A 15,450-nucleotide genomic window follows, 5' to 3' on the forward strand; every position below is an offset into this window, starting at 1 on the left:
TATAGCTAGTTGGTAATTCATATTTTGTGTCAATTTACTTCCAAAAATCGAAATAATTAAACCATTGGTACGGATATTTTTTTACAATTATTTCTAAATTGTTGCAATATTCCTTCAACAATGCATTTGCATCACGATGTTTAAAAACCGCTTGACGAGCGTATAAATGGTAGTGTAAATTCTTTTCTTTCATCACATAAACAAAAGCCACAGGGACTTTGAGGCGTGAGGCAATAGCAAATGGCCCAGCAGGAAAATCGGCTTCTTTTCCTAATAATTCTGCTTGCATCGTTTTATTTCCTTCAAAATAACGGTCGCCTGTAAAGCAAATTAATTCGTTTTGGCTTAATGCATTATTGATTTCAAAAATATGGGATAAATCTTCTTTAATCAAAATAAACTTGATAGAAGGTTTCATCGAAATACTCTCCAAATATTCTTTGATTACACTTCTTTCCATATCTGTCGTCACCAAATTGATTTGACAATCGAAATCTATGTCTGCAAAAAAATGTTCGGCAACTTCAAAATTTCCTACATGTGCGCTGATTAAAATTCCACCTTGTTTTTGATTTAATAAATCTTTCAATAAATCTATTCCATCAAATTCATACGTGTATTTGCTACGCAAACCAGCGTTAATTGCTACTTTATCAATAAGTGTTTGTCCAAAAATAAAATAGCTTTTGTATGTTGCTAAAATAGAATAGAAAGTTGAAAATTTTAATCGATTTTTAAAATAATATTTTATCGATTTATTGCTACTACGAGCCGTCATAAAATAATAAAAAGCTACAAAATATAAAACTACATAAGCAGCTTTTATTCCGAGCTTTTTCATTACGTAAACAAATATTTTATAGCCCAGGACCGTTCCTTTAGAACGTCCATCCCATTGTTTCATATTTGTTATTTATCGTCTAACTTTTGTTCTACAATTGTGTAAAAATCTTCAAAAGTTATAATGTTTTGAAAATCTTCTTTTACTAATTTCACACCAAAATTAGCTTCTATAACTACGACTAAATCAACATAATCTAAACTATCCAAATCCAAAGATTCTTTTACATTTTTTTCCTCTGAAATAACAGAAGGATCAACTTCAAATTCGTCGATTAAGATATTATTTAATTTTTCTGCGATTTTACTTTTCACCATTTTTAATGATTAAATTTTTTAATTACCAAGGCAGAGTTTGTACCTCCAAACCCAAATGAATTCGACAAATATACGTCAAATTCTTTATTTAAGGTTTCTTTAACAATATTTAATTTAGCAGAATCCTCATCAGCTTCTTCAAAATTAATATTAGGTGCAATGAAGTTATTCATCATCATCAAATTAGAATAAACTATCTCACTTGCTCCAGCCATCCAGCATTCATGCCCTGTCATAGATTTTGTAGAACTTACATAAGGTTTTGTTTTACCAAAAACTTGATCGATTGCTTTTGCCTCGTTTGCATCGCCTACAGGTGTAGAAGTTGCGTGTGCATTGATATATTGTACCTCATCTGCCGAAATATTGGCTTGTTTCAACGCTCTTTCCATTGCTTTTGCTGGACCTTCTACGTTTGGAGTAGAAATATGCCCACCATTGGATGAAAAACCATACCCTAAAATTTCTGCAATTATAGTCGCACCACGGTTTACAGCAGATTCATAACTTTCTAAAATCAACGTTGCTCCACCACCACTTGGAACCAAACCGTCTCGATTTTTGTCAAATGGACGACATGCTTTTGTTGGATTTTCTTCGTGATCAGAAAAAACACCCAAACCATCAAAACTTGCCATTGCATATTTATTGATTTCTTGTGCGCCTCCGCAAATAATCATATCCTGCATACCATTCTGAATCATCATAAATCCTAAACCAATAGAATGCGAACCACTTGCACAAGCAGCACTAATGGTCATATTGATACCCGTTAATTCAAAAATAGTCGAAAGATTCATCGTTACAGTAGAATTCATTGATTTGAAAATTGCTCCAGAACCGATTAATTCTGTGTCTTTTTTATCTCGTACAACATCTATTGCTTCTATAATCGCTTTAGAAACACTATCATTTCCATAAATAATTCCGACTTCGTTTGTTTTAAAAAAATCTTCTGTAAGCCCAGCATTTTTCATTGCTTCTTTTGTTGCCAAATAAGCATATTCTGTTTCTTCGCCAATTGTAATTCTTTGACGACGACTTAAATACGGTTTTAAATCGGCTTGCGGAACTGTACCTGTTAAAGCAGATTTGAAGCCAAATTCTTTTCTTTCTTCATCAAAAATAATTCCTGATTTTCCTTGTCTCAACGATTCGGTTACTTCTTCTAACGATGTTCCTAAACAAGAATAAATTCCCATTCCTGTAATTACAACTCTTTGATTCATTTTAAATTAAGAATAAATTCCTCCATTAATATTAATTACTTCTCCTGTAATATAACTTGATTTTTTAGATACCAAAAAGCTTACCAAATCTGCAACTTCTTCTGCTTTCCCAAATCGATTAGTTGGTATTAATTTTACCAATTCTTTTTGATCTAAATTATCTGTCATTTCAGTTTCTATAAATCCAGGTGCAACTGCATTTACGGTAACATTACGTTTTGCAATTTCTTGTGCCAATGCTTTTGTTGCCCCAATAATTCCTGCTTTTGCTGCCGAATAGTTGGTTTGTCCTGGCGTTCCTTTCAATCCAGAAACAGATACAATATTTACAATACGACCATATCTATTTCGTAATAATTGATTTATAAAAAACTGAGTTACATTGTAAAAACCGTTTAAACTTGTATTAATAACACTCGACCAATCATTTTGTGTCATCCACATAAATAAATTATCGTTTGTAATACCTGCATTATTTACAACAATTTCTACAATTGCTTCTTTATTATTATCCGTCCAATCAGTCAAAACTTTTTTCACTTCCTCTGTATTCGCTACATCAAATTTCAGAATTTCTCCTGTTCCGCCTAAAGCATTAACTTCCTGAAGAGTTTCTAAAGCTGCGACTTCGTTTGAATGATAATTTATTAAAAGATGATATTGATGTTCTTCAGCCAATTTTAGACAAATTGCTTTTCCGATACCACGTGAACCACCTGTTATTATTGCACATTTCATGCTATTTCTCTCTATTTTTAATCGTTAAAAAGTTCGGCATTATCAAACCATTTATCAGCAATTACTTTGCCTTGGTTGTCGATAAAACTCCATTTTCCTTGTTTTTTTACGCGTGCAATATTTCCGTTAAATCCTTTGTCCTTTTGCATAAATCCAAAACTTACCGAAATATCATACTCTGTAGGAATTACCAATTCTCCTTGTTTATTTACAAATCCCCATTTTCCATTTTGCTTTACTGGCGCTAAACCATTATCACTAAAAAGTTCGGCATCATTGTATTTTGTAGGAATTTTAATTTCTCCAGATTCGTCAATATATCCCCATTTTCCATTTTTTTCGACTGGAGCTAATCCATTCGAAAAATCTTTTGCATTAGAATAATTTGGTTCTATAATCCATTCTCCATTTTTATTAATAAATCCAAGTTTATTATTTTTTCTGGCAATTGATAAATTATTTGTTCCAAAATCTGATATTTTATCAACACCAACAATTGGTTTGAATTGATTATCTGTCACAATTCCGAATTCTGAACCTTTTTTAGCCCAAACAAAATTTTGACTAAAATTTCCGATTTCGTCATATTCAAGATTTACAACAACATTACCTTTATTGTCTATTATTCCCCATTTTTTATTGAGCGCAACTTTAGCAAAATCTCCATCAAAAGGGCGAATAACTTCATAAGTAGGCTCTATGACAATATTACCTTCGGTGTTAATCAATCCAACCAAATCTCCTTTACGAGTAAAAGCGACTCCGTTATAAAAATCGTATACTTTATCTGTTGTTGGATAATTTAATTCTTCACCTTTTGTATTAATGTAAGTCCATTTTTTATTTTTCTCAACCATTGCAATTCCAGAATTGAAATATTTTGCATTGGTAAATTGAGGCTCGATAATCCAGTTGTTATTTTTATCAATAAATCCCCAAAGATTACCTTGCTTTGCAGCCGCATAACCTTCGGAAAATTCTTTCGCTTCTTTATATTGAGGTTGAATTGTAAATTGACCAGACTCATTCAAAAATCCAAATTTTCCATCAGTTTTAACCAAAGCTAATTTCTGACCAAATACACTATTTAGCGAAAAAAATATACTTAATACTATAAAAAATTTCTTCATCTATTAATCTTTATATTTTAATAAATTTTCTTTAATTTCTTTAAGGTAAGGATAAATTACTTCGTCTTCTTTAAAAACTGGAACAATTTTACGAATCAATTCATAAAATTTTTTCCCTTTAGACGAAAGCTTATCTTGTATTGCCAAAAACTCAATTGCCTGTGTTACAGCCAAACTTTGCACTGTCAAAACCTCAAATGTATTATCAATCACTTTTGCGCAAATTGTCGCTGCATTAGTTCCCATACTTACAATATCCTGATTATCGTTATTGTTGGGAATACTATGCACGTACATCGACGTAGAAAGCGTCTGGTTTTCAGCAGTTGTAGACGTTGCCGTAAATTGAGCCGCTTGCAAACCAAAGTTAAAACCAAGTGTGCCTAAGTTAACAAAAGCTGGTAAACGATTGTTAATTTTTGGATTGACCAAATAATTTAATTGACGCTCACTTAGCATTGACAGACGTGTAACCGCTAATTTTAATTTATCTAATTCCAACGAAACATAATCGCCATGAAAATTACCACCATGATGAACAGTTTGATTTTTAACATCAATAATTGGATTATCACTTGCAGAATTTAATTCGTTTTCTAACACTTCTTTTGCCGATTTCCATGTATCGTAAATTGGACCTAAAATTTGAGGAACACAACGCAGCGAATAATATTCTTGTACTTTTTCTTCAAAAATCTTTTCAGTTCGTTCTTGATACATTTCATCTGCACGTTTTTTCACCAACTTACTGTCACTCAAAAACTCGGTCATTTTTTCTGCAACATAACGTTGTCCGTAATGTTGTTTTGCTTCATTCAATGGTTTTGAATAATGATCGTCAAAAGATTCTACAATCTCATTCATCAACGAACTTAAGGTTACAGAAATATTAATCAACTGATTTACTTTAATCAAATTAACTACGCCAATACCCGTCATTACAGAAGTTCCGTTCATTATTGACAAACCTTCTCGTATATAAATATTAATTGGCTGAATATTTTCTAACTCAAAAACTTGTTTTGTAGATTTTATTTCTCCTTTATAAAAAACCTCTCCTTCTCCTATCAATGTTAAAGCTAAATGCGCCAACTGAACCAAATCTCCACTTGCGCCAACACTACCGTGTTGATAGATAACAGGCAAAATATTTCGATTGACCAATTCCTGCATCAAAACTAAAACTGACGGATGAATTCCTGAAAAACCTAATGACAACGTATTTAATCGGGCAATAATTGCAGATTTTGTTTGCTCTAATGTCAACGGTTCTCCAATTCCAGTACAATGACTACGGATTAAATTATACTGTAATTGTATTTTATTTTCGTCATCAATACGATATTGTGCCATTGGTCCAAACCCCGTATTTACACCATAAATTATTTTATTTTTAGAGAATTCTTCTAAAAAAAGATAACTTTCATTTACACGACTTAGAGTTGAATCGTCTAAACTTATTTTTTTATCACAAAAAAGTATGTTTTCTATAACTTCTATTGTTAATTTTGTCATATTATTTATCACGTGTAACTTTTAATTATTCGGTTTATTTGGTACTTCAAATTTGCACAAAAATAATTATAAAATGAATATAAAAAATTATGATTGAAAATACTGATGTTTTAATCATCGGAGCTGGACCTTCTGGTTCGGTTGCGGCAGCATATTTGAGACAACAAAATATCAACGTAATTGTGTTAGAAAAAACTCAATTTCCGAGAATTGTTGTTGGCGAAAGTTTGATTCCTCGCTCTATGGATCATTTTGAAGAAGCTGGTTTGTTGCCTTATTTAGAACAACAAAATTTTGAGGTAAAACCTGGTGCAAGATTTATAAGAGGTAATCAAATATGTATTTTCGATTTTAGTCAAAAATTTGGCGATGGTAAAGATTGGACTTGGCAAGTTCCTCGTGCAGATTTCGATTTAACTTTAGCTAATGCAATAGTAGATAAAGGTGCCGATTTACGTTACAATGAAGAAGTAATTGATGTACAATTTGAAGGAAAAAACTCAATTACAACAGTCAAAAAAGAGAATGGAGAAATGTATAAAATTGAATCTAAATTCTTAATTGACGCAAGTGGTTATGGACGAGTTTTACCGCGATTATTACAAATTGATAGTCCATCAAAACTAAATCCTCATTCAGCAATTTTTACGCATATTGACGATATTCGCCGTCCTGAAGGTCGCGAAGGAACACAAATTTCTTTTGATATTATAGAAACTGAAGTTTGGTTGTGGGTAATTCCTTTTTCTAACGGAAAAACAAGTGTCGGAATTGTCGGTCCAACTGATTACATCAATAGTTTAACGACAAATGAAAATGCTGCGAAAGCATTACAAAATGCTATTCAGAAGTCAGATTTTTATATCAATCGTTTTGGTAATTTACCTTTTGAATTTGAACCAATTTGGTTAAAAAATTATTCAGCAGCTGTTACAAAAATGTTCGGAAATGGCTATGTTTTAACTGGAAATAGTACCGAATTTTTAGATCCTGTTTTTTCTTCTGGTGTTTGTTTTGCAACAGAAAGTGGCTTGAAAGCTGCTAAATTAGCTGTAAAAGAATTAAAAGGCGAAGTTGTAGATTGGCAAACAGATTATGAAGATTATATGAAAGCAGGAATTGATGTTTTCACAACTTATGTAAAAGAATGGTACACGGGAAATTTACAAGAATTATTCTTTCATCAACCTGAAAATCCTAATGTTAAAAAGAAAATTTGTGCTGTTTTGGCTGGATATGTTTGGAACAAAGAGAATCCTTTTGTCAAAAAACACAATAGCGTTATCCGTAATATGGCGTATTTGATTAATATGGTAAAAGATATGGAAGATTCATCAGAAAAATAATAGTTAAAATTCATTTAGTTTAATTATTTTTGAGTTAATCAATACAAAAAACGCATGCAATTTCAAGCGATCGACACAGTTGAATCTATTTCGAAAGAAGATTTTATCAAAAATTATCTCAAAAAAAGAAAACCTTTATTACTAAAAGGTTACGCGAAAAATTGGACAAATTTTGATAAGTGGAATTTAGATTATATTAGTGATGTCGCTGGCGATCAAACTGTGCCATTATACGATAGCAAACCGGCTGATGCAAACAAAAGTTCGGACACACCGGCTACGCACATGAAGTTTAATGAATATGTGGATTTGATAAAAAAAGAACCGAGTGATTTGCGTATTTTCTTCTTTATTATAAAAGATAAAATTCCCGAATTATTAAAAAACTTCACATTTCCTGATCTTGGTCTAAAATACTTTGAACGTTTACCAACACTCTTCTTTGGTGGTAGTGAGGCGAAAGTTTTGATGCATTATGATGTGGATATGACGGATTTTATTCATTTTCAGTTCGAAGGCGATAAACGTATTTTGCTTTTTTCGCCAGAACAATCAAAAGCCTTGTACAAAGTTCCGCTTTCTGTACATACTATTTATGAAATTGATTACGACAATCCTGATTACGAAAAATTCCCTGCTCTGAAACATGCAAAAGGTTTTGATTTTGTGATGAATCATGGCGATGCATTGTTTATTCCACGTGGTTATTGGCATTACAACAGCTATTTAGCGCCTGGATTTTCGATGTCGTTGCGTGCTTTTCCAAATGAATTTTTACAAGTACTTAATACCGTTTATCATGTTTTTATTATGCGCTATACAGATAAATTAATGCGTAAAATATTCAAAGAAAAATGGATTAAATTCAAAGAAAAATGGGCAATCAAACAAAGTCATAACTATTATAAAATTTAGAAATAGTTAAAAATAAGATCAAAATTTAAATCATAAAAAAATCCGCTCGAATAACTCGAACGGATTTTTTATTTCTTCTAAATAATTTCTTTTTAGTAAGAAGCGTCTTTAATACGTGCTTTTTTACCACGTAACGCTCTGAAGTAGAAGATACGAGCTCTACGAACTTTACCTTTCTTGTTCACTTCAACTTTTTGTAAAGCTGGCATGTTAACTGGGAAGATACGCTCTACACCAACATCACCAGACATTTTACGGATTGTGAAAGTTTCTGTAGTTCCTTGTCCTCTTCTTTGGATAACAACCCCTTTAAAGAACTGAACACGAGTTTTTCCACCCTCTGTAATTTCTTGATAAACTGTGATAGTATCACCAGCAGCAAAAGCTGGGAACTCTTTTTTAGCTACGTATTTTTCTTGTACGTATTTTACTAAATTTTCCATTGTAATAATTTCAATTTATTTGTACTGAGCAACTTAAACGTCTTTCGTCAGAGGTTGAACAATGTGCGTGCAAAATTAATCATTTTTATTGATTATCCAAATGATAATCAGAATTATCTATTATTTATGACGGATAAATGTTCACCATTTCTGTTTCGTGCTTTTTAGTTGACAAAGCGTTGATAATAATTTTTAAGGCTTCTAAACGTGCCGTTTTTTTATCATCAGTCACAATCTCTATCCACGGTGAATTTTCTGTTCCTGTTTTCGCATACATTGTCGTAATATAATCCGTGTATTTATCCCAAAGTTCTTGTGCTTTTTGATCTAATGAACCCAGTTTCCAATTTTTTAATTCATCATCTTTTCGATCTTGTAAACGTTCGGCTTGTTCTTTTTTAGAAATTGATAAAAATATTTTAATCAAAATAATTCCATCATCTTGCAATAAATTCTCAACATCAACTACTTGTTTCAAAAATTTATCATATTGTTCTTTCGTACAGAAATCGAAAACAGGCTCTACAACAGCACGATTGTACCAACTACGATCAAAAAAAACGATTTCTCCTGCATTTGGTAATTCCTCAAAGTAACGCTGAAAATACCACTGTCCTTGTTGTAATTCATTTGGTTTTGGTAACGAAACTACACGGTATTTTTTAGGATTAAGATATTCTGTAGCTCGAGAAATTGTACCTCCTTTTCCTGAAGCATCACGCCCTTCAAAAATAATAAGTACACGTTTATTTTGATCAATTATATTAGACTGTAACGCAAGTAAATTTTCTTGTAATTGTTGCAATTCCTTTTCGTAGGCTAATTGTTCTCTAAACTTTTTTTCTTTTATGATATCATGTTCTACCAAAAAATCAATTATTTCTTGTTTACTATTGATCGCTTCTAAATCTTTTAAATCAAATTCGGCCATATTATTAGGTTTTTATGCTTCGTCTTCTAAGTTTTGATGTTTCAAAATACGTTTATTTTTTACACCGTACGGAATTTTATTTAAAATATATTCCATCGCTTCTACTCTTGCTTTGTACTTTTTATTTGCATCGATTACTTTCCAAGGAGAGAGTTGCGTATTTGTTTTTTCGAACATTACATCTTTATACCCCGAATAAATATCCCATAAATCTTGCGCTTTTTGATCTACACTACTATATTTCCAGCGTTTGATTGGTGAATTTCTAATATCCTCAAAACGTTTTGATTGTTGTTCTTTCGTAATTGAAAAGTAGATTTTTATGAGATAAATTCCAGAATTAACCCACATTCTTTCAATATCATTCACTTCATCCATAAAAGTATTGTACTCTTTCTCTGTACAAAAGTTATTCACTGGCTCCAAAACGGCACGATTGTACCAACTACGGTCAAAAAATACGATTTCACCTTCTCTTGGTAATTTTCTCACATAACGCTGAAAATACCATTGTCCACGTTCAGCCTCATTCGGTTGAGGCAATGCAACAATACGGTGTTCACGAGGATTTAGATGTTCTACAATTCTACGGATTGCACCTCCTTTTCCTGCTGCATCTCGTCCTTCAAAAACAATTACAACCTTTTGTTTTGTTTCGGAAACCCATGTTTGTAGTTTTATTAACTCTTCTTGTAATTCTTCAATTCTTTTTTCATATTTCACTGTACGTAATGCTTTTGCAAAATTTAAATGATTATGATCTGATTGTAAAAGACTAATTAACCCTTTTTTGGTTTCAATTAATTTTAAATCTTTCGGTTTTAAATCCATTTCATGTTTTAATTAAAGGTTAATTTCTTTTACCATGCGATAATAGCGCTGAATAATATTAGGATCAACCATCAAATCTGCATCAGATTCAAATTTTCCATCATAATTAAATAATGATAAAACATGACGAATCGTCTCTAATCGCGCAGCATTTTTATTGTTTGCATTAACAATAATCCATGGCGAAAAAGAATTGTGCGTACGCGTAAACATCTGATTAATATAATACGAAAATTCGTCCCAAAGTTCTTGCCCTTTTGCATCTACAGGACTATATTTCCATTGTTTTAGAGGATTGTTTAGTCGTGAATCAAACCGATTTTGTTGTTCTTCTTTAGTCACAGAAAACCAAAGTTTGATAATGTGAGTTCCAGACTCGTACAACATGTGTTCAAATTCTGAAACTTGAACCATAAACTGCTCGTATTGTAATTCTGTACAAAATCCCATAACCGGCTCTACAACTGCCCGATTGTACCAACTACGATCAAAAAAAACAAGTTCTCCTGCATTTGGTAATTCTTTGATATATCGATTAAAATACCATTGATTTTGTTCAACTTCTGTTGGTTTATTTAATGCCACAACTCGCATAGATCGTGGATTAAGATGTTCTCTGAAACGACGTATTGTACCACCTTTTCCTGAAGCATCTCGTCCTTCAAAAATAATAGCGACTTTCTTATTTTCGGTAGAAATCCAATTTTGCAAATTAACCAATTGAGATTGTAATTTTAGCAATTCGGTTTCGTACTCATATTTCTTTAAAACATTTTTATATAAAGGATTTTCATCTTGATTTTCGAGCAAAAAATTATATAATTCTTCCGTTTTTGTGAAGTCTGTAATTTTAAGTTTTTTCATTATAATAGATTAATTCTAAATCTTTTTTGAAGATAAGAAATTTGAGAAAAAAATCTCTAAATAAAATGATAAAAAATAGTTTCTTAAATCATAAAATATATCATATTAAGAAGTCATAAGTTTCCTTAATTTTGTACAGATTTAATTAACTCAGTTTGCGAATTTTATTTTTTATCACCATTATTTTTTCCATTGCATTTCGTCCGCTAATGCCAATGATAGATTATGCGATAAATTATACCAAAATAACAACTGAATTATGTGAGAATAAAGAAAAACCAGAACTTTTATGTAATGGTTTTTGTTATTTGAAAAGCGAAGTAAATAAAACCGAAAAGAATAGATCTCAAAATAATTTTATTAAAAATACGGTAAAAGTTTTAGAGGCGATTGTTCCTCAAAAACAATTTATTTCTCCAAAAAATTATTTAGCAACGCAAACAAATTCTATTTTTGATTTGTATCAAGATATTACTTCAACACAAGAAACTCAACAAGTTTTTCATCCACCGATTGTTTGATTCTTTGATTCAAAATCGTTGAATCAAATTATTAAAAGCAATCAAAAAAACAATTAATTACATGATTTTTTAATGAAAAAATCAATAATAATCCATTTAAAATGAAAAATTTAAAAAATATAATCGTTCTATCAACTTTAGCTGTATCATTTTTTTCTTGCACGAAAGAACAACCAAAACAAGAGAATTTTGAAGTAAAACATGTTTCTCACGAAGAAATGAAAACTGCAACTAAATTGGATGTTGCTGTTGTAAACGAACTTGATCCTATTTGTGGAATGAAAACTGCCGATCATTTGAGTTCTACTGCTACTTACAAAGGAAAAACATACGGTTTTTGCTCGTCAATGTGTAAAGATGAATTTTTAAAAAATCCAGAAAAATATATTCATGAATAAACAATTAATTACTATAGTTGTTATTATTTTGGGTGTTATAGGAACTGTTTTTTGGTTAAAAAACAAGCCAAAAGATGAGTTATACACTGTAATGAGAGTTCCTGAATTTGAAATGATTAATCAACACAATCAAACTATTACGAATCGAGATATGTTGGGAAAAGTTTATGTGGTCGAATTTTTCTTTACAAGTTGTCCTACGATTTGTCCTGTTATGAATCAAAATTTACGTTGGATAGAAGACCAAGTTAATCATCAAAACCTTGGTTTTATTTCGGTTACAATTGATCCAAAACGTGATACGCCTGCACGATTATTAGAACATGCACAACAGATTGGTGTAAAATCGCCGAATTGGCACTTCTTAACTTCTGATCGAGAATCGATTGAAAAATTGAGTGAACAGTTTAATATTTATGTTGGAAAAGATGAATCGACTGCAGAAGGTTTAAACCACAGCGGAAAATTGGCTTTGGTAGATAAACAAGGAAATATTCGTAGTAGATATGATAAAATGGGTGTTCCGATGCTATTTTATTCTGGATTAAATTATAAAGACGCAGAAGGAAAAGAGCCTTCTTTGGGAGGAAAATATCATCCTGAAATTGAATTATTAAAAGAAGATATTCAAAAACTTTTAGCTGAATAACAAAAAAATCCAACTTATTAAGTTGGATTTTTTTATCTCTAATTTCTTAAAATTGACTCAATTTTAAATTGAACCTAAATCTTTGAAAAACGAAATTAATTGATGATTATTTATCAATTGTAAAGATTCTTTGAGAATTGTTAATCGTTTTTCTACACTGCTTAAACTGGCTGGTTTTATGTCATTATCCTTTAAATAAGTAGGAATATCTTTTAACAATATTCCGTTAGCAAGTAAAGAAACAAGTGTAATATCGTAAGAAGTAAATTCAAATGAATTTTTGTCTTTTATTGTTTTTTTCAGATTCAAACCGATGTATTTTTGATCTTCATACACAGTTTCTATCGCTGTTCTTAATTCTTTGGAATCTTCGCGACCTTTGGCAACAAATCCATTTATTCTATATTCTTTAAAAAGATTATCTACCATATCTGGCTTTTTTTCGACCGAAAAAACAATTACTTTTAAGTCTGGTTGAATTTTTCTTACAGCTGCAATTAAATCTTTTCCACCTTTTAGTTTTTGTTCGCGATGATCTTCTTCAAATGATAAATCCGAAATCAATAAATCGTATGGAACTTCGTCTTGTAATGCTGCTTTTATCTTTAAATAAGCATCATCACAATAATAGGCATAACTTGGGTCGTTAACATTCAAATCATTTAAAACTTTCTGAATTGATATATTAAAACTCTCGAAATCTTCTGCTATTAATACTTTTTTAAACATAAATTATAATTCAAATTATTGGTTAGGAAAAGAAATTATGATTTTCAATCCATTATTATTTTCAGTATCAAAAATAAGTTGCCCATTTATATTATTAATACGGTTTCCCGTATTTTGCAAACCATTTTTAGGTTTTAGCTCAGAAATTCCTATTCCGTTGTCTGTATAATTGATTCTAATTTGATTATTTTCTTGACTAAAATTCAAAATAACACGTGAAGCTTCGCTATGCTTTTTCATATTTGTTAAAAGCTCTTGAATAACAAGATAAATTTCTGCTTTTGTGTGTGCTGATATATTTTTCCATAGCAAATCTTCGTTTCCTAAAATAAATATTTCTACCTCATCAGAACTATACGATTTCATCATTTCTGCTAATTTCACTGTAAAATTTTGCATCAAATCAATGTCTTTTTTATCATAAGAAATATCACGCGAAATTTCGTAAACTTCTTCTAATTTATCTAATAATTCCGATTTACTTAATGATTGATTATTTTCAACTTCGGATAAAATCTGATAAATTCCGTTTGCTACTTTATCATGTACTTTTTTCGAATATTTTAGTTCTGTATTCTTAACTTCTAAACGTTTTTGCTCTTCAAGTTTCTGTTTTCTACGTTTGTACCAGAAATAAACGCCAATCAATCCAAAACACAATAAACCAACAACTATATAAAGCTTTAATATATCATTCTTCTTTTTCTCGTTTTCTGCTTCAGCTTTCAAAAAATCTCCACGATTTTTCTCCGAATCATAACGTACCAAAGCAAATTGATTTTTTGCTTTATTTCGATCAAACTGAATACTATCATCCAACCTTGTAAAAGCGGCAAAATATTTTTTAGAATTTGTAGGATTATCTAATGAAATTAATTTTTGATAAGCTTCTAATTGATCATCTACACTATTTGTTTCGGCAGCAATTTTGCTCATTTTATGTGCATATTGCAAGGCTTTTGTTTTATCTCGATCATAAAAATAATCCGATAAATGCGCATAACTCGCATTTTGTCCAAACAAATCTTTTTCCTCTATACGAATAGCTAAAGCCTTATTCAGATCTGTTTCTACCGATTTTTTATTGTTTTGTAACCACTCTGTATACGCCAAATTATCTATTATACGCGCATGCTCCTTGGGAGAATCTTTTATCTGCTTTTCTTGTAATAAATCCTGGTAAATTTTGATGGCTTCATTAAAATTTTTATCGTAACGATAACTATTTGCAATATTATTTTCATTGATAATTTTCACTGTATTATCTATTGAGAAATCAATTGACTTCTGATAATATCGAATCGCCTCTTCATAATTTCCTAATTCATGTATACTTTGACCAAGACTATTGTAAGCACTAGATAATGTTTCCCTTTCTTCTTTATTTTTTGGATTTAATAATTTTAACGAAGAAATAATGAGTTCTTGGCTACCAAACCAATCTCCTTTGTAATGACTTATATAAGCCATATTAATCAAACATTTTGATGCTTGATGCTTATTATTTTGTTTGGTAAAAATAGAATAGGCTTTGTTAAAATAAACATACGCACTGTCATTCTCATGTTTTTCATAAAACTCCCATGCAATATCATAGGCTTTATTATCAGCTGATCCTTGCTGATTTGTAGACTTATCTGTAGATTGACAAGCTGATAGTATAAAAATAAACAATAAAAGTAGACATTTTTTCAAAACAAAACTATTTTGCAATAAAGCTAAATAAAAAACGGATAGATTACTCTATCCGTTTATTAATTATTTTTTTGGTGGAATACTCCCTGTTTCTCCATTTGTATCACCATCAACACTATTTGTTGTAGTTGTTTGTATCACAATAGGATTTTGATCTTGTGATGTAGTTGCTGTATTTTGATTAGGAAATAAAAGTCCCAATAACGATAATAATAATTCTAACATTTTTTCTAAATTTTTGTTTTTTGACATAGGTGCTCTTCCTCGCAAAACAGATTGCAAGCAGGTTTTCACATTTTTAGAAAAGAAGCGCTTCTTTAATTTTTGGGAAGTTTTACAAAGAATAAACAGTCAAGGA

Annotated in this window: 18 protein-coding genes; 5 read left to right on the forward strand and 13 right to left on the reverse strand. The window is 30.7% G+C overall.

Translation table 11 applies throughout. The features are described from left to right. Positions 1–34 precede the first annotated feature (34 nt). The 6 genes from RSC72_RS07745 to RSC72_RS07770 are packed head-to-tail and all read right to left on the reverse strand — an operon-like array spanning position 35 to position 5,770. A complete protein-coding gene (locus RSC72_RS07745; protein WP_332544677.1) occupies positions 35–904 on the reverse strand; it encodes an LpxL/LpxP family acyltransferase in 870 nt (289 codons plus the stop codon). A gap of 5 nt (positions 905–909) precedes the next feature. Beyond that, positions 910–1,158, reverse strand: a complete 249-nt coding sequence (locus RSC72_RS07750; protein WP_332544679.1) for an acyl carrier protein — start codon at positions 1,156–1,158, stop codon at positions 910–912. A gap of 2 nt (positions 1,159–1,160) precedes the next feature. After that, positions 1,161–2,387: a beta-ketoacyl-[acyl-carrier-protein] synthase family protein gene (locus tag RSC72_RS07755; RefSeq protein WP_332544681.1), complete on the reverse strand. Its 1,227-nt coding sequence runs from the start codon at positions 2,385–2,387 to the stop codon at positions 1,161–1,163. A gap of 6 nt (positions 2,388–2,393) precedes the next feature. Further along, complete coding sequence (gene fabG, locus RSC72_RS07760; protein ID WP_332566002.1) at positions 2,394–3,125, reverse strand: 3-oxoacyl-ACP reductase FabG; 732 nt, start codon at positions 3,123–3,125, stop codon at positions 2,394–2,396. A 17-nt stretch (positions 3,126–3,142) separates the two neighbouring features. Further along, positions 3,143–4,255 (reverse strand): WG repeat-containing protein, encoded by a 1,113-nt coding sequence (locus RSC72_RS07765; protein WP_332545327.1) that lies wholly within the window; start codon positions 4,253–4,255, stop codon positions 3,143–3,145. 3 nt (positions 4,256–4,258) lie between these two features. Then, entirely contained in the window at positions 4,259–5,770 is a 1,512-nt protein-coding gene (locus RSC72_RS07770) for an HAL/PAL/TAL family ammonia-lyase (RefSeq protein WP_332566005.1), read from the reverse strand. Positions 5,771–5,856: 86 nt separating this feature from the next. Between RSC72_RS07770 and RSC72_RS07775 the strand changes: the two genes are divergently transcribed. Then, positions 5,857–7,116: an NAD(P)/FAD-dependent oxidoreductase gene (locus RSC72_RS07775; protein ID WP_332545363.1), complete on the forward strand. Its 1,260-nt coding sequence runs from the start codon at positions 5,857–5,859 to the stop codon at positions 7,114–7,116. Positions 7,117–7,170: 54 nt separating this feature from the next. Continuing rightward, positions 7,171–8,031, forward strand: a complete 861-nt coding sequence (locus RSC72_RS07780) for a cupin-like domain-containing protein (RefSeq protein WP_332545333.1) — start codon at positions 7,171–7,173, stop codon at positions 8,029–8,031. A 92-nt stretch (positions 8,032–8,123) separates the two neighbouring features. On the opposite strand, the gene rplS is transcribed toward RSC72_RS07780, so the two are convergent. The 4 genes from rplS to ppk2 (RSC72_RS07800) all read right to left on the reverse strand — a co-directional run bounded on the left by rplS (position 8,124) and on the right by ppk2 (RSC72_RS07800) (position 11,100). Continuing rightward, positions 8,124–8,474, reverse strand: coding sequence for a 50S ribosomal protein L19 (gene rplS / locus RSC72_RS07785; protein WP_092908369.1), 351 nt, complete (start codon positions 8,472–8,474; stop codon positions 8,124–8,126). A gap of 124 nt (positions 8,475–8,598) precedes the next feature. Further along, positions 8,599–9,405, reverse strand: coding sequence for a polyphosphate kinase 2 (gene ppk2, locus RSC72_RS07790; protein WP_332545337.1), 807 nt, complete (start codon positions 9,403–9,405; stop codon positions 8,599–8,601). Between the two features lie 12 nt (positions 9,406–9,417). Beyond that, positions 9,418–10,236 carry a polyphosphate kinase 2 gene (ppk2, locus tag RSC72_RS07795; protein ID WP_332545339.1) on the reverse strand — a complete coding sequence of 273 codons (819 nt, stop codon included), beginning with the start codon at positions 10,234–10,236 and terminating at the stop codon, positions 9,418–9,420. Between the two features lie 12 nt (positions 10,237–10,248). After that, positions 10,249–11,100, reverse strand: coding sequence for a polyphosphate kinase 2 (ppk2, locus tag RSC72_RS07800; RefSeq protein ID WP_332545341.1), 852 nt, complete (start codon positions 11,098–11,100; stop codon positions 10,249–10,251). A 155-nt stretch (positions 11,101–11,255) separates the two neighbouring features. Between ppk2 (RSC72_RS07800) and RSC72_RS07805 the strand changes: the two genes are divergently transcribed. The 3 genes from RSC72_RS07805 (at position 11,256) to RSC72_RS07815 (ending at position 12,668) form a co-directional block, all read left to right on the forward strand. After that, positions 11,256–11,621 carry a hypothetical protein gene (locus tag RSC72_RS07805; RefSeq protein ID WP_332545343.1) on the forward strand — a complete coding sequence of 122 codons (366 nt, stop codon included), beginning with the start codon at positions 11,256–11,258 and terminating at the stop codon, positions 11,619–11,621. A 101-nt stretch (positions 11,622–11,722) separates the two neighbouring features. After that, the gene (locus RSC72_RS07810) at positions 11,723–12,019 is read left to right on the forward strand and encodes a YHS domain-containing protein (protein ID WP_332545345.1); all 297 of its coding nucleotides are present in this window, start codon (positions 11,723–11,725) and stop codon (positions 12,017–12,019) included. Continuing rightward, on the forward strand, positions 12,012–12,668 hold the full coding sequence (locus tag RSC72_RS07815) for an SCO family protein (protein WP_332545347.1): 657 nt from the start codon (positions 12,012–12,014) through the stop codon (positions 12,666–12,668). Before RSC72_RS07810 ends, RSC72_RS07815 begins: the two co-directional genes overlap by 8 nt. 63 nt (positions 12,669–12,731) lie before the next feature. On the opposite strand, the gene RSC72_RS07820 is transcribed toward RSC72_RS07815, so the two are convergent. The 3 genes from RSC72_RS07820 to RSC72_RS07830 all read right to left on the reverse strand — a co-directional run bounded on the left by RSC72_RS07820 (position 12,732) and on the right by RSC72_RS07830 (position 15,344). Further along, a complete protein-coding gene (locus tag RSC72_RS07820; protein ID WP_332545349.1) occupies positions 12,732–13,397 on the reverse strand; it encodes a response regulator in 666 nt (221 codons plus the stop codon). A 15-nt stretch (positions 13,398–13,412) separates the two neighbouring features. Further along, entirely contained in the window at positions 13,413–15,092 is a 1,680-nt protein-coding gene (locus tag RSC72_RS07825; protein WP_332545351.1) for a tetratricopeptide repeat-containing sensor histidine kinase, read from the reverse strand. A 63-nt stretch (positions 15,093–15,155) separates the two neighbouring features. After that, positions 15,156–15,344, reverse strand: a complete 189-nt coding sequence (locus RSC72_RS07830) for a hypothetical protein (protein WP_332578467.1) — start codon at positions 15,342–15,344, stop codon at positions 15,156–15,158. Positions 15,345–15,450 lie beyond the last annotated feature (106 nt).

Source organism: Algoriella sp., from assembly GCF_036647415.1.
Lineage (GTDB): Bacteria > Bacteroidota > Bacteroidia > Flavobacteriales > Weeksellaceae > Empedobacter.

What these genes read in the sequence shown, in the direction of transcription:
- RSC72_RS07780 (WP_332545333.1), top strand. Translation starts at nt 7,171, where the DNA reads ATGCAATTTCAAGCGATCGACACAGTTGAATCTATTTCGAAAGAAGAT.
- RSC72_RS07830 (WP_332578467.1), bottom strand. Translation starts at nt 15,344, where the DNA reads ATGTCAAAAAACAAAAATTTAGAAAAAATGTTAGAATTATTATTATCG.
- RSC72_RS07815 (WP_332545347.1), top strand. Translation starts at nt 12,012, where the DNA reads ATGAATAAACAATTAATTACTATAGTTGTTATTATTTTGGGTGTTATA.
- RSC72_RS07820 (WP_332545349.1), bottom strand. Translation starts at nt 13,397, where the DNA reads ATGTTTAAAAAAGTATTAATAGCAGAAGATTTCGAGAGTTTTAATATA.
- ppk2 (WP_332545341.1), bottom strand. Translation starts at nt 11,100, where the DNA reads ATGAAAAAACTTAAAATTACAGACTTCACAAAAACGGAAGAATTATAT.
- fabG (WP_332566002.1), bottom strand. Translation starts at nt 3,125, where the DNA reads ATGAAATGTGCAATAATAACAGGTGGTTCACGTGGTATCGGAAAAGCA.
- ppk2 (WP_332545337.1), bottom strand. Translation starts at nt 9,405, where the DNA reads ATGGCCGAATTTGATTTAAAAGATTTAGAAGCGATCAATAGTAAACAA.
- RSC72_RS07810 (WP_332545345.1), top strand. Translation starts at nt 11,723, where the DNA reads ATGAAAAATTTAAAAAATATAATCGTTCTATCAACTTTAGCTGTATCA.
- ppk2 (WP_332545339.1), bottom strand. Translation starts at nt 10,236, where the DNA reads ATGGATTTAAAACCGAAAGATTTAAAATTAATTGAAACCAAAAAAGGG.
- RSC72_RS07745 (WP_332544677.1), bottom strand. Translation starts at nt 904, where the DNA reads ATGAAACAATGGGATGGACGTTCTAAAGGAACGGTCCTGGGCTATAAA.
- RSC72_RS07750 (WP_332544679.1), bottom strand. Translation starts at nt 1,158, where the DNA reads ATGGTGAAAAGTAAAATCGCAGAAAAATTAAATAATATCTTAATCGAC.
- RSC72_RS07755 (WP_332544681.1), bottom strand. Translation starts at nt 2,387, where the DNA reads ATGAATCAAAGAGTTGTAATTACAGGAATGGGAATTTATTCTTGTTTA.
- RSC72_RS07765 (WP_332545327.1), bottom strand. Translation starts at nt 4,255, where the DNA reads ATGAAGAAATTTTTTATAGTATTAAGTATATTTTTTTCGCTAAATAGT.
- rplS (WP_092908369.1), bottom strand. Translation starts at nt 8,474, where the DNA reads ATGGAAAATTTAGTAAAATACGTACAAGAAAAATACGTAGCTAAAAAA.
- RSC72_RS07770 (WP_332566005.1), bottom strand. Translation starts at nt 5,770, where the DNA reads ATGACAAAATTAACAATAGAAGTTATAGAAAACATACTTTTTTGTGAT.